The sequence below is a fragment of the Anaerococcus vaginimassiliensis genome (genome assembly GCF_900626155.1).
Classification (GTDB): domain Bacteria; phylum Bacillota; class Clostridia; order Tissierellales; family Peptoniphilaceae; genus Anaerococcus; species Anaerococcus vaginimassiliensis.
Genome location: NZ_LR130844.1, coordinates 1154442 through 1167975 on the forward strand (window position 1 = coordinate 1154442; position 13534 = coordinate 1167975).

Annotated in this window: 13 protein-coding genes, 1 tRNA gene and 1 other annotated feature; all 14 genes read left to right on the top strand. The window is 34.3% G+C overall.

Going from position 1 to position 13534, the window contains the following annotated elements; genetic code table 11:
* Nucleotides 1-40 precede the first annotated feature (40 nt).
* The 14 genes from E0D87_RS05710 (at nucleotide 41) to murI (ending at nucleotide 13502) form a co-directional block, all read left to right on the top strand.
* Entirely contained in the window at nucleotides 41-1327 is a 1287-nt protein-coding gene (locus E0D87_RS05710; RefSeq protein WP_130819689.1) for a dicarboxylate/amino acid:cation symporter, read from the top strand.
* Between the two features lie 140 nt (nucleotides 1328-1467).
* Nucleotides 1468-2148 carry a hydrolase gene (locus E0D87_RS05715; protein WP_130819690.1) on the top strand — a complete coding sequence of 227 codons (681 nt, stop codon included), beginning with the start codon at nucleotides 1468-1470 and terminating at the stop codon, nucleotides 2146-2148.
* Nucleotides 2148-3074, top strand: a complete 927-nt coding sequence (locus tag E0D87_RS05720; RefSeq protein WP_130820185.1) for a P1 family peptidase — start codon at nucleotides 2148-2150, stop codon at nucleotides 3072-3074. The genes E0D87_RS05715 and E0D87_RS05720 overlap by 1 nt, the downstream gene beginning before the upstream one ends.
* Nucleotides 3075-3195: 121 nt before the next feature.
* Nucleotides 3196-3480, top strand: a complete 285-nt coding sequence (rpsF, locus tag E0D87_RS05725; RefSeq protein ID WP_004833804.1) for a 30S ribosomal protein S6 — start codon at nucleotides 3196-3198, stop codon at nucleotides 3478-3480.
* A gap of 3 nt (nucleotides 3481-3483) precedes the next feature.
* Nucleotides 3484-4014 (top strand): single-stranded DNA-binding protein, encoded by a 531-nt coding sequence (locus tag E0D87_RS05730; protein ID WP_130819691.1) that lies wholly within the window; start codon nucleotides 3484-3486, stop codon nucleotides 4012-4014.
* Nucleotides 4015-4034: 20 nt separating this feature from the next.
* Entirely contained in the window at nucleotides 4035-4262 is a 228-nt protein-coding gene (rpsR, locus tag E0D87_RS05735) for a 30S ribosomal protein S18 (RefSeq protein WP_004833791.1), read from the top strand.
* A gap of 180 nt (nucleotides 4263-4442) precedes the next feature.
* Entirely contained in the window at nucleotides 4443-6407 is a 1965-nt protein-coding gene (locus E0D87_RS05740) for a sodium-translocating pyrophosphatase (protein ID WP_130819692.1), read from the top strand.
* Between the two features lie 68 nt (nucleotides 6408-6475).
* Nucleotides 6476-6704 (top strand) — a binding site (T-box leader).
* A gap of 83 nt (nucleotides 6705-6787) precedes the next feature.
* Nucleotides 6788-8020 (top strand): argininosuccinate synthase, encoded by a 1233-nt coding sequence (locus tag E0D87_RS05745; RefSeq protein WP_130819693.1) that lies wholly within the window; start codon nucleotides 6788-6790, stop codon nucleotides 8018-8020.
* A 9-nt stretch (nucleotides 8021-8029) separates the two neighbouring features.
* Nucleotides 8030-9403 carry an argininosuccinate lyase gene (gene argH, locus E0D87_RS05750; protein ID WP_130819694.1) on the top strand — a complete coding sequence of 458 codons (1374 nt, stop codon included), beginning with the start codon at nucleotides 8030-8032 and terminating at the stop codon, nucleotides 9401-9403.
* A gap of 10 nt (nucleotides 9404-9413) precedes the next feature.
* The gene (locus E0D87_RS05755; protein WP_130819695.1) at nucleotides 9414-10889 is read left to right on the top strand and encodes an ABC transporter substrate-binding protein/permease; all 1476 of its coding nucleotides are present in this window, start codon (nucleotides 9414-9416) and stop codon (nucleotides 10887-10889) included.
* Complete coding sequence (locus E0D87_RS05760; protein WP_130819696.1) at nucleotides 10882-11607, top strand: amino acid ABC transporter ATP-binding protein; 726 nt, start codon at nucleotides 10882-10884, stop codon at nucleotides 11605-11607. Before E0D87_RS05755 ends, E0D87_RS05760 begins: the two co-directional genes overlap by 8 nt.
* Nucleotides 11608-11657: 50 nt before the next feature.
* Nucleotides 11658-11748: transfer RNA gene (locus E0D87_RS05765), tRNA-Leu, on the top strand.
* A 175-nt stretch (nucleotides 11749-11923) separates the two neighbouring features.
* Nucleotides 11924-12760: a 4-(cytidine 5'-diphospho)-2-C-methyl-D-erythritol kinase gene (gene ispE, locus E0D87_RS05770; RefSeq protein ID WP_130819697.1), complete on the top strand. Its 837-nt coding sequence runs from the start codon at nucleotides 11924-11926 to the stop codon at nucleotides 12758-12760.
* On the top strand, nucleotides 12753-13502 hold the full coding sequence (gene murI, locus E0D87_RS05775; RefSeq protein WP_130819698.1) for a glutamate racemase: 750 nt from the start codon (nucleotides 12753-12755) through the stop codon (nucleotides 13500-13502). Before ispE ends, murI begins: the two co-directional genes overlap by 8 nt.
* Nucleotides 13503-13534: the final 32 nt, after the last annotated feature.

The following is a 13534-nucleotide window of genomic DNA, read 5'->3' on the forward strand; positions in this document are numbered from 1 at the left end:
AAGAATAGTATGATATAGCTAATAAAATATAGGAGGGAATATGAAATTTGTTTCGTTATTAATAACAATAGCCCTATATTATGTCCTCAAGAAAATGGCTGATAAAAAAGTTTCATTTGGTAGGAGGGTTATTTTTGCGGCTATTATAGGTCTAGTTTTAGGTTATTTCTTCGCTGGATCTACTGAATATGTAGCGGTATTTGGAAGTATCTATATCAGACTTCTTCAAACTATGGTAATCCCATTGTTATTTGCTACAATCATTAGAACTATGCTAAATACAGGATCTCTGGGTAAATTAAAATCAATCGGTCTAAAGACTGTTGGTATTTTAAGTTTACACAATGTATTGGGATCTACCATCGGTCTTATCCTTGCGGTTAGTTTTGGAATAGGTAAAGGTGCAAATATTCCTCTACCAAAGGCAAGCGATGTAAAGGAAGTGCCAACTGTTGCTGAAACTATAACTAACTTCTTCCCATCAAACATAGTTGCTAACGCAGCTGATGGCATGGTAGTTCCAGTGATTATATTTTCAATATTTGTTGGTGTTGCAGCTTTAAAATTGATTGATAATGGAGAAGAAGGTAAAGTTGTTGCCTTTAAAGATTTTATAGATTCTTTTGCAGAAATTATCTATAAACTTACAAGCATGATTACAAGCTTTACTCCATTTGCAGTTTTATCGTTAATGGCTAATGCTGTTTCAGAGATTGATGTAGAAGCTGTTAAGCCATTATTACTAATTCTTGTATTAAATTATGTAGCAAGTGCTTTCCACTCATTTATAACAACAGGAGCTTTAGTTTCAATATTTGCCAAGGTAAATCCTGTAAAATACTTCAAAAATGCTTGGCCTGTCCAAGTAGTTGGATTTACTACTCAATCATCTATGGGTTCACTTCCAGTAAATATTGACAATCTTGAAAATACCCAAGGTGTTTCAGAAGAAATTTCTTCATTCGTAGCTCCAGCAGGTGCTACTATGGGTATGCCTGGTTGTGCGGGATTCTGGCCAGTTATGAATGCTGTTCTTACAATAAATATTATGGGACTAGATTTTGCAGGTTTTGATTATGTAAAACTAGTTCTAATAGCTTTACTCGTTTCTCTAGGAACAGTTGGAGTGCCTGGTACAGCTACAATAGCTACAACTGCTGTATTTGCAGCTATGGGTCTACCACTTGAGATGGTTGTACTACTTGCACCAATCTCATCTCTTGCTGATATGGGACGTACATCTACAAACGTAGTTGCAGCAAACTCTTCAGCTGTAATTGTAGCAGCAAGTGAAGGAAAATTAAATAGAGAAGTATTCAACAGTTAAGAATAAAGAAAACTAAAACCCTGATATTCATCTTTTGAATTGACGGGTTTTTTATTGTAAAAAAATTTACAGCCTGTAAAATATATGCTAGCAGTATGTTACCTACTTAAAATTATTAAAATACATAGTCGGAGGATAAAATGACAGAGAAAAAGTATATTCCCCAAGTTTACTCCAAACTTAGAAAATCTTTTATAAAAGTTCCAGAAGAAATATACAAGGCAAGCGGGATAATGATTTTTGAAAAAAGAATCAAATCCTTGCTCTTTACTACAGATCTTGCAATTATAAGAAATTCTAATGCAGATTCTATAATGGCAGTCTACCCATACACCCCACAAAACACCATAGCTAGGTCAATCATGGATGTATCTAATGTTCCTTGTTTTATAGGTGTTGGCGGTGGAACAACCCAAGGAATAAGATCAAAATACATAGCCATAGAAGCAGAGCTATCTGGTGCCTATGGAGTTGTAGTAAACTCCCCTATGCCTAACGAAGATATAAAGGCAATAGCTGATTTTGTTGATATTCCTGTAATTGCATCAGTTGTAAGCTTTGAAAATGACTATAAAGGAAAAATCGAAGCTGGAGCTCAGATCTTAAATGTCTCAGGTGGAAAATACACAGCTGATTTGGTTAGGGAAATTAGGAAAAACATAGGAGATGAATTCCCAATAATTGCAACTGGTGGAAAAACTGGTGAGCAAATACTTGATACTATAAATGCTGGCGCCAATGCAATTTCATATACACCACCATCAAGTGCAGAAGTTTTTGGATCTATGATGGATACTTATAGAAATGAGGATATACATTGATTTATCCGGGATATTTAACAGATGTGTGTGGAATAAAGCTAGGTCATGCCTCTGATTTTGAAGGAGGAACTGGACTAAGTGTAATCATTCCTGATCCAAACAACACAGCAGCAGTTGAAGTTAGAGGATCTGCCCCAGGAACTAGGGAAACTGACCTACTAAATCCAATCAATCAAGTAAGTGAGGTAAATGGAATTATTCTATCTGGTGGGTCTGCCTACGGACTAGATGCAGCAACTGGCCTTATGGAAGAGCTTGAAAAAGATGGGAGAGGTTTTGATGTTGGCTGCGGCATAGTTCCGATAGTAAGTCAGGCTGTTTTATTTGACCTTGCCTACAAAAATCCCAAGGCAAGACCAAATGCAAAAATGGCGAAACTAGCCTATAAAAATGCAAGCTATGATAACAAGGAATGTGGAATAATAGGAGCTGGAACTGGAGCTACAGTTGGAAAAGCAATGGGCATGGATAATGCCTTTAAATCTGGTCTTGGTCAGGCTTCAATGACCCTTGGAGACCTAACAGTTTCAGCTATAGTTGCTGTAAATGCCTTTGGAGATATCTTCGATTATGAAAAAGGTAAACAGATTGCAGGACCCATGGTAAATGGCAAGATGCTTTCTACTATGGATAATATAGAAAATATTGCCAAAAGTTTTTCTGAAGTTGAAGGCAAAAATACAACTATAGGTCTTGTTGCAACCAATGCAAGTTTTAATAAGACTGAGCTTACTAAAATTTGTCAGATGACTCATGACGGATATGCAAGATCAATTAATCCAGTCCATACTATGTTTGATGGGGATACTATATTTGCCCTAGCAACAAACAAGGTCAAGGCTGATGTTACAATAGTTGGGGCGTTAGCAAGTATGGTTATGTCAAGAGCCATAGCAAATGCTATTTACACTTCAAAAGAAAAGTAAAATATTATAAAAGTCAAACAAAATCCTTGACATTGAATATGTCATATAGTATTATACATAGGTAAATAATCTCTACTCCGTGAGGATTTAACGGGGTCAAAGACCATAGGGAGGTGAAAAAATGAATAAGTACGAAGCAGTATTGATTTTCAAAGCTGATATGAACGATAGTGACAGAGAAAATCTTCTTGATAGATTTAAAGAAATCATCGGTCAAGATGGTGAAGTAACTAACGTTGATGATTGGGGTAAAAGAAAACTAGCTTACGAAATTAATGACCTAAAAGATGGTTATTACTACATCGTAGACTTCGATTCTAACCCAGACCATATCAAAGAATTTGAAAGAAGACTTAGACTTTCAGATTCTATAATCAGATACATGGTTATAAGAAAAGAGGACTAATTAATGAACAAAGTTACCCTTATCGGAAGATTGACTAGGGATCCAGAGTTAAGATACACTCAATCCCAACAACCAGTGTGTACATTTACATTGGCAGTAGATAAGAGACTTAGCAGAGATAAAAGACAAGAAATGGAATCTCAAAATCGTCCAACAGCAGATTTCTTCAGAATTACCGTTTGGGGTAGACAAGGAGAAAATGCTAGTAGATATTTAAGAAAAGGAAGTCAATGTGCTATAGATGGTAGACTCCAATCAGGAAGCTACGTTGATAAAGAAACAGGTAAAACAATCTATACAACTGATGTTGTAGGTGATAGTGTAGAATTTTTAGGTGGAAAATCCGACAATATGGGCGGATCATCTTACAACAATTCTAATCCTTACGACAATCAAGACATCTATAAAAACGACTATTCACAAGTTAACAATTACCCACAAAACAATCAAAACCAAGATGGTTTCGTTGGGGATGATGATTTCTTTGATGATGACTTTACTGAAATAGAAGACGATGGAAGAATTCCATTCTAAAAATTGAGAAAGGAATTACAATGGCAGGAAGAAGATTCAGACCAAGAAAAAAGGTAGATCCATTTGTAAAAGATCCATCAAAAGTTATCGATTATAAAGATATTGAAACTTTAAAAAGATTCGTTACAGATAGAGGTAAGATCTTACCTAGAAGAGTAACTGGTCTTAATGCAAAACACCAAAGAGAAGTAACACGTGCTATCAAACGTGCTCGTCAAGTTGCATTATTACCATATGAAGAAAACTAAGATAATAATAGATTAAATATAAATAATTTTCAATAAGCAATATTAAGGGATACTCACTTAAGTATCCTTTTTTATTATAAAATTTGAATTTTGTGCCAGTTTACAAATTTTGATCTAAAAAGTTGTCAAAAACACTTTTTTATAATAAGATAAATAGGTGAATAAATAAGGAGGAAATTTATGTTCGTAGAAATTTTAGCTTTGATTGTAGCAATCCTAGCATTACTTTTTATGGGTTTTACAATCAAATCAAAAATTATGCCAGTGTCATCTGGTAATAAAAGAATGACAGAAATTGCTGGACATATTAAAGACGGCGCTATGACATTTATCAGCCGTGAATATAAGTACATTGCAATATTTGTCGTTGTTGTATCAATCCTAATAGCAATTTTTTTAAATGTTAAGGTTATGATTTGCTATATATTAGGATCAGTATTTTCAATGCTAGCAGGTTACATTGGAATGAGAGTTTCAACTGCAGCTAACGCAAGATGTGCTAACATGGCCCTAGAAAAGGGTAGTGATGGTGCATTAAATGTAGCATTTTCTGGTGGATCAGTAATGGGATTTGCTGTAACAGGTCTTGGATTCTTAGGAATTATGATAACTTACTTTATATTCAAAGATCCAGCAATCCTAATGGGATATTCTCTAGGTGCTTCTTCTGTAGCTCTATTTGCTAGAGTTGGTGGTGGTATCTATACAAAAGCTGCTGACCTTGGAGCTGACCTTGTTGGTAAGGTAGAAGCAGGTATTCCAGAAGACGATCCTAGAAACCCAGCAGTAATCGCTGATAACGTTGGTGATAACGTAGGTGACGTTGCAGGTATGGGTGCTGACTTATTTGAGTCATACTCAGGTGCTATTATCTCAGCTATTACACTTGGAATTATTGCAAGTGGTGAAGCAGGAATGAAATTTACATTCTTCTTAGTAGCTATCGGTATTCTTGCTAGTATCTTCTCAAGTATATTATTCCTAACAGGAAAACACAATAATCCACAAAAATCACTAATGAATACAATTTATATTTCAGGTGGAATTGTACTTGTAGCAGCCCTAATCCTTTCATTTACTTACTTTGGTAACTTCAATGCAGCTCTTGCTATTATTGTTGGTATCGTAGTTGGTATTTTGATAGGACTTTTGACAGAATATTACACATCAGATAAGTATAAACACGTTAAGGCAATTGCAGATGAATCTAAAACTGGAGTTGCTACAAATATTATCGCAGGACTATCAACAGGAATGCTTTCAACAGTTTTCCCTATTATCTTGATTGCTCTTGGTATTATGGTAGCTTACTGGGCTAATGGAGTATTCGGTATTGCTCTTTCTGCTGTAGGTATGCTTTCTACAACAGCAACAACAGTTACAGTTGACGCTTATGGTCCAATTACAGATAATGCTGGTGGTATCGCAGAAATGAGTTATCTACCAAGCAACGTTAGAGATATCACAGATGAGCTAGACTCAATAGGTAATACTACAGCAGCTATTGGTAAGGGTTTTGCTATTGGATCTGCAGCACTTACTGCACTTTCACTATTTGTAACTTATTCAGAAACACTAAACCTAGGAGCAATCTCAATTCTTGATGCTAAGGTTGTAGCTGGTATGTTTATTGGAGCTATGCTTCCATTCCTATTTACTGCTCTTACAATGAATTCTGTAGGAAAAGCAGCAACAGAAATGATTGAAGAAGTTAGAAGACAATTTAAGTCAGATGAAAGAATCCTAAAGGGAGAAAAGGAACCAGATTACGCAAGATGTATTGATATTTCTACAACTGCATCACTAAAAGAAATGGTTCTTCCAGGTGTACTTGCAATTATTGTTCCAATTATAGTTGGTAAAGTATTTGGACCTTACTCACTAGGAGGTCTACTTGCAGGTGCTCTAGTTACAGGTGTACTAATGGCTATCTTTATGTCAAACTCAGGTGGAGCTTGGGATAATGCTAAAAAATATATCGAAACACTTCCAGGAGAAGATGGAAAAGGATCTGACGCTCACAAGGCTTCAGTTGTTGGAGATACAGTAGGAGATCCATTCAAGGATACTTCAGGTCCATCTCTAAACATTCTAATCAAACTTATGACTGTTGTATCAGTTGTATGTGCAAGCCTATTTATGTAATAATTTATAAAAATATTTGACAAACATATTCTAGCCTGTACAATATAACCAATCAATTAATTCAGTTAGTAAATGTGTTGAAGAGAAGAGTAGTTAACTAAAAGCTTCAAGCGAATCCTAGATGGTGTGAGAGGATAAGCGGATAGTTAGTGAAAAGAACCTCAGAGCATATAGGTCGATACAAGGAGACCTATACGGGAACTCCCGTTATAGAGTTAGAGTATGGTTGTACTTGAAGAGGTTTATCTTGTGAGAGATAGATGAATATGGGTGGTATCACGAGCTTTCGTCCCTTTAGGGATGAGAGCTCTTTTTTATTATCAAAGTTCTTAAGGCACGTATAACATTAATTGATTAAATATTATAACAAGGAGAATATTATGTTAAAGAATGAATATCAAATGTTAAAAGAAGCGAACAAAGTTATACTTGCCTATTCTGGTGGGCTAGATACATCAGTGTTAAGCTATTGGCTAAAGGAAAATGGGGCAAGCGAGGTTATTTGCGTATCAGTTGATTTAGGACAAGTAGAAAATCCTGACAAACTTAAAGAAAAGGCTCTAGCAGCTGGAGCAAGCAAATTTTACAATGTAAATGTAGAAGATGAATTCATAGATAATTTCGCTTACAAATCTCTACTTGCAGGTGCCAAGTACGAGAATACCTATCTTTTAGGAACAGCTATTGCAAGGCCACTTATAGCCAAGGTCTTGGTAGATATTTACAAGAAAGAAGGAGCAGATCTCATAGTTCATGGCTGCACTGGAAAGGGAAATGATCAAATTAGGTTTGAGCTATCTATAGCTGCCCTAGATCCAGAAATAAAAGTTCTCGCTCCATGGAGGTTCTGGGATATAAAGGGTCGAAGCGAAGAAGAAGCTTATGCAAAAGAGCATGACATCAAGCTTGATTTTACCAAAGATGATGATTACTCAATGGATGAAAATATCTGGCATTTATCTCACGAGGGACTTGATCTAGAAAATCCAGAAAATGAAGCTAACCTTGATAAAGTTTTAAAATGGGTAACTCCACCTGAAAAAGCAATAGATAAAGCAGAAATCATAGAACTTGGCTTTAAAAATGGAAAGCCTGTTTCTTTAAACGGAGAAAATCTAAAGGGAAGTAGCTTAGTTAAAAAATTAAACGAAATCGGTGGCAAACACGGTATAGGTATAGACGATATTGTAGAATCTAGGGTTGTCGGCATGAAATCTAGGGGTGTTTATGAAAATCCAGCTGCAAGTATTTTATACTTTGCCCTAGAAAAACTACAATCTGTAACTATTCACCCAAACGCTCTAGCCTACAAACAAAAAATGAGCCTAGATTATGCAAATCTTGTTTATCAGGGAAAATGGATGACACCTCTAAAGGAAGCCATGGATTTATTTATGGAAAAAATAAATGAGAACACAAATGGCATAGTAAAGGTTAAAATGTACAAAGGAAATATGTACCCAGCTGGTATTTTTGCTGACAAACCTTTATTTGATGAAGAACTTGCAACTTTTGAAGAAGATTCTGTTTACACTCAAGCAGATGCTACTGGATTTATAAATTTATTTGGCCTAAGTACAAAAACTTATGCAAAAGCTATCAAAAAAGATTAGGAGTTATAAATGAAATTGTGGAGCGGAATGCTTACAGGAGATTTAAATAAATTAGCAGAAGAGTTTAACGATTCTATATCTGTTGACAAGAGGCTGGTGTTTTGTGATATAGAAGGATCAATTGCCCATGTGAATATGCTTGGAGCTAAAAAGATCATATCAAAAGAGGAAAAAAACCAGATAATAAATGGACTAAAGCAAATTCAATCTAACTTAAAAGAAGAAAAAGAAGAAGTAGACCAATCTTACGAGGATATTCACACCTTTATAGAAGCAAGACTCATAGAAGAGATTGGGCCAGTGGCTAAGAAAATGCACACAGCAAGATCTAGAAACGACCAAGTTACTACAGATTTGAAACTTTATATAAGAAACGAAGTAGACAATATAAAAAAAGATCTAAAAGGCTATATTGAAAGTTTGGTAAATAAATCAGAATCTAATACAGACACAATAATGCCAGGATATACTCATCTGCAGGCAGCTCAGCCTATTACTTTTGCCCATCATTTAATGGCTTATGCCATGATGGGCCTAAGAGATATTAGAAGATTAGACTCTTATAAAGAATCCATAAATGAACTTCCCTTAGGAGCTTGTGCTCTGGCAGGAACAACTTACGATATAGATAGAGAAATGGTTGCAAATGAGCTAAGATTTGATTCAATTATGGAAAATTCTTTGGATGCTGTAAGCGATAGAGACTATGTGATAGAACTTGCATCAATAATATCTATCATAGCTATTCACCTTTCAAGACTAGCTGAAGAACTTATAATATGGTCATCTCAGCCTTATTCTTTTGTGAAGATATCTGATGATTATTCAACGGGTTCATCTATTATGCCTCAAAAGAAAAATCCAGATATGGCAGAACTAATAAGAGCAAAAACTGCAAGGCTTATTGCTAATTGTAACCAAACAATGATAATGATGAAAGGCTTACCGCTTGCCTATAGTAAGGATATGCAAGAGGATAAAGAAGGGCTCTTTGAAAGTATTGATACAATAAAAATTTGCCTAAAGATAATGGCGGGTCAAATAGAAAGTTTAAGTGTAAATAAAGAACAAATGTATGAAGCATCTAAAAAAGGTTATCTAAATGCGACAGACCTAGCAGATTATCTTGTGAAAAAAGGAATGGCCTTTAGAGATGCCCATCATACATCTGCAAGACTTGTAAAATATGCCATAGCTAATAATATAAGTCTTGACGATATAGATTTGGATACTTACAAAAAAGAATCAGACTTATTTGATGAAGATGTATTTGAAGAAATTGACTTAAATAATTGTGTAAATAAGAGGACATCAAAAGGCGGACCAAGTAAAATAGAAGTTATGAGACAAATTTCTTTAGTAAAAGATAAGTTAGAAAAATGAAGGAGGAGATATGAGAAAGAAATTTTATAGAATTTTATCTATTATATTTATATTGACGATGTTTTTACCTGTAAGAGCATTTGCCAGCGAAGATATAGTAGATGATGGAGTAATAGACCTTGGAACAAGTGCAGACTTTCCACCATATGAATATTATGAAGGAGACGAAATCGTAGGAATCGATCCAGATATAATAAAAGCTATAGGAGATTATTTAGGTGTTGAGATAAAACTTCATGATATGGACTTTAACAATATCATAGCAAGTATTCAATCAGGAAAAATCGACGGTGGAGCTGCTGGTTTTACTGTAACAGAAGAGAGAAAAAAATCTGTTAACTTTACCGATTCTTTTACAAAAACATCTCAAATAATCATTAAAAGAAAAGATTCAGATATCAATGATGTAGAAGATTTGAAGGATAAGAAAAAAATAGGAACTCAGCTTGGGACAATAGGAGATACAATAGCTAAAGACGATTTTGGTGAGGAAAATGTAACTTCTTTTAATAAAGTACCTGATGCAATATTATCCCTTCAAAGTAAAAAGATCGACGCAGTAATCCTTGATGAACAATCTGCCAAAAATTTTACCTCTTCAAATAAAGATTTAGAAATAGTTGACACACCATATCTTGAGGAAGAGTACGCCATTGCTATATCAAAGGATAATCCAGAACTACTAGAAAAAATGAACGAGGCAATAGCAGCTCTCAAGGAATCTGGTGAAATAGACAAGATAATGGCAAAGTATGAGGCAAGTGATAATGATAATTCTGACCTTGGCTTGTTAGGGAGATTTAAGGCTAATATTTTAGATAATGGAGCTTACAAATATCTATTGGATGGTCTAAAAAAGACAGTAATAGTAACTCTAGCAGCACTTGTTATCTCCTTTACTTTAGGACTTATTATAGCTTTAGTAAGATCGGCTGCCCTAGATATGGGAAATGATGTAAGTGGATTTTCTGGTGTATTAATCAAAGTTTTAGATAAAATATTCGGAATTTTTGTAACAATAATACGTGGAACACCTTCTACGATCCAACTTTTGATTATGTTTAACGTAATTTTGGTAAATTTAGATAATATAATGCTCGTTGCGATAATTTCATTTGCTCTAAACTCTTCAGCTTATATGGCAGAGTTATTTAGAGGTGGAATTAATTCTGTAAGTAAGGGTGAAAAAGAAGCTGCACGTAGTCTAGGTCTATCTAATCTTCAAACAATGAGAAAAGTTGTTATGCCACAAGCTATCAAAAATTCTCTACCTGCCTTGGGAAATGAGATTATAACATTATTTAAAGAAACTTCCATAGCTGGATTTATAGGGCTTGCTGATTTAACAAGGGGAGCATCTATAGTAATCAGTCAAACTTTTGATGCAGCAACAGCTTATTTTTCAGCAGCCATAATCTATTTAGTGATAGTAATGATTATGGAAAAACTATTCAAAAAACTAGAGAAAGGATACCTATATGCTTAGAGTAAGAAATGTAGAAAAGTCATTCGAAGACCTAAAGGTACTAAACGGAATAGATTTAGATGTAGAAAAAACAGATGTAATCACTATAATTGGTCCATCAGGTTCAGGTAAGTCAACATTCTTACGTTGTCTAAATCTACTAGAAAAACCAGATTCAGGTGAAATATATTTTGAAGATAAAAAAATAAACGACAAAAATATAGATATTGATAGCTTAAGAGAAGAAATAGGGATGGTATTTCAAAACTTTAACCTATTTTCAAATATGTCTATTATAGATAATCTAACTCTTGCTCCAGTAATGAGAGGCAAAATGGATAAAAGCGAGGCTTATAGTGAAGCTATGAAACTTCTAGAAAGAATTGGCCTAGCGAGTAAAAAAGACGTTTATCCAGTAAGCCTATCTGGCGGACAAAAGCAAAGAGTAGCCATAGCTAGAGCTTTGATGATGAAACCAAAGCTAATGCTTTTTGACGAACCAACAAGTGCTCTTGATCCAGAAATGGTAGGAGAAGTTTTGGAGTTAATGAAAGAGCTTGCCCACGATGGAATGACCATGGTAGTTGTAACTCATGAAATGGGATTTGCAAGAGAAGTTTCAAATAAAGTAATCCTTATGGATAAGGGCGAAATAGTAGAGAAATCTCACAATCCAGAAGAATTCTTCAAAAATCCTAAAGAAGAAAGAAGTAAGCAGTTCTTATCAATGGTCTTATAAAAATTTGACAAAGGTAAATCTTAAGTGTATTATATAAAGGTAATACACGAGCGGGATTGGCGGAATTGGCAGACGCGCAAGACTAAGGATCTTGTGACCGGTTTTAAGGTCGTGGAAGTTCAAGTCTTCTATCCCGCACCAATAATTTATTAGAAGCGTTGAGAAATCAGCGTTTCTTTTTTTGTTTGTGGGAAAAATGTGGGAATTATATATTTTTTAAAATATATTTTGTTTATAGAATCACTTGAAAATAAAGCTTTGATTTAAAATAAAAATAATTAAACATTTATGTTATAATATCTTATGAGGTATACATATGGAAAGAAAATGTTATGCGAAGATTAATTTAACCCTAGATTCTCTAAAAAAAAGAGAAGACGGTTATCATGAGATTGATTCGATTATGACCAGAATTAATCTTTTTGATGAATTGATTATAAAAAGAAACGACGAGAATAGATTTAACTATATAGCATCAAAAGACGATATTTGTGATATAAAAGATAATTTAATATACAAGGTGTGGGACATCCTAAAAGATAGAGTAGATAAGTGTGGAGTTGACGTAAAACTTATCAAAAATATCCCAGTTGCGGCAGGTCTTGCGGGTGGATCAACAGATGCCGCTGAGATGATCAAAGCCTTAAACGAACTTTGGGATTTGAAAATGACTAGAGAAGAAATGATGGATATAGGCAAACAGCTAGGCGCTGATATTCCATTTTTCTTCCTAGAATCAAATGCTAGAGCAAGAGGCATAGGTGAGAAATTAACCAGTTTTTCAAACAAACTAAAGATGAAAATCCTCCTTATAAATGACGGTACAGCCATTTCTTCTGCCTTTGTTTATAAAAGATTAAAAGATTATGGAACTATTGATACTGAAAGAATAATAAAAGACCTAGAAGAAGGTAAGACTGAAGTTATCAAAGACTTTAGAAATGTAATGGAAGATGTAATTTATGATAACTTCCCACATTTATTGGACATAAGAAATAGACTATTAGACTTAGGAGCTGAAAATGCTTTGGTAAGTGGGTCAGGTGCGAGTATTTTTGCAGTATTTTTAGAAGATAAAGCCTTAGAAAAGGCCTATCACACATTAAAATATGACTACCAAAGAGTATTAAAGGTAGGACTTGTCGATGACTAGGATAGGAATTTTCGACTCAGGACTTGGGGGCCTAACTGTATTAAGTAAACTTATAAAAACTAATAAAGCATCATATTTTTACTTTGGTGATACACTTAGAGTTCCTTATGGTGGTAGAGAAAAGGAAGAAATAATATCATTTGCAGAAGATATAGTAGACTACCTAGAAAATTATAACATTGATTATTACATCATTGCCTGCAACACAATTTCGGTTCTTGCGACAGATATATTAAAGGAAAAATATAATAAAGATTTTATTCCAATAACAGATATGGGTCTTAGGGCGAGTCTTTCTTGTGAAGGTGATTTTTTAGTCCTTGGGACAAAAACAACTGTCAATAGTCATTTCTATAAAAACAAGATAGAAAAACTCAAAGATGCAAAGGTGTATGAAGTTGCAGCAACTAAGCTAGTCGATTTGATAGAATCTGGAACTTTAGACGAAGAAAAATTGAAGTTTTACTTAGATGAATACTTAAAAATCGCAAATGAGAAAAAGATACCAAATATAATTTTGGCTTGTACTCATTATCCAATCATAAGAGATAGCATAGAAAAAAGGTTGACCTACAAGGCAAATATTATAGATCCCGCAAGTTATGCCAGCAAATTTCTAAAAAGTGACGATGAAAATTTGGATATCAATATTTTTATGTCTAAAAAGACAGTAGCAACAGAAAATCTATTAGGAAAAATTCTCGATAGTCCATATAAATTAACCTATACTGAAGAAGTATAGAAGGCAGTCAATAGATTGGCTGCTTTTTTTTA

Bases quoted from the DNA above. Each gene is read 5' to 3' on its own strand.
- E0D87_RS05730 (WP_130819691.1), top strand. From the start codon at position 3,484: ATGAACAAAGTTACCCTTATCGGAAGATTGACTAGGGATCCAGAGTTA.
- E0D87_RS05745 (WP_130819693.1), top strand. From the start codon at position 6,788: ATGTTAAAGAATGAATATCAAATGTTAAAAGAAGCGAACAAAGTTATA.
- E0D87_RS05710 (WP_130819689.1), top strand. From the start codon at position 41: ATGAAATTTGTTTCGTTATTAATAACAATAGCCCTATATTATGTCCTC.
- E0D87_RS05740 (WP_130819692.1), top strand. From the start codon at position 4,443: ATGTTCGTAGAAATTTTAGCTTTGATTGTAGCAATCCTAGCATTACTT.
- rpsR (WP_004833791.1), top strand. From the start codon at position 4,035: ATGGCAGGAAGAAGATTCAGACCAAGAAAAAAGGTAGATCCATTTGTA.
- murI (WP_130819698.1), top strand. From the start codon at position 12,753: ATGACTAGGATAGGAATTTTCGACTCAGGACTTGGGGGCCTAACTGTA.
- ispE (WP_130819697.1), top strand. From the start codon at position 11,924: ATGGAAAGAAAATGTTATGCGAAGATTAATTTAACCCTAGATTCTCTA.
- E0D87_RS05715 (WP_130819690.1), top strand. From the start codon at position 1,468: ATGACAGAGAAAAAGTATATTCCCCAAGTTTACTCCAAACTTAGAAAA.
- E0D87_RS05755 (WP_130819695.1), top strand. From the start codon at position 9,414: ATGAGAAAGAAATTTTATAGAATTTTATCTATTATATTTATATTGACG.
- rpsF (WP_004833804.1), top strand. From the start codon at position 3,196: ATGAATAAGTACGAAGCAGTATTGATTTTCAAAGCTGATATGAACGAT.
- argH (WP_130819694.1), top strand. From the start codon at position 8,030: ATGAAATTGTGGAGCGGAATGCTTACAGGAGATTTAAATAAATTAGCA.
- E0D87_RS05760 (WP_130819696.1), top strand. From the start codon at position 10,882: ATGCTTAGAGTAAGAAATGTAGAAAAGTCATTCGAAGACCTAAAGGTA.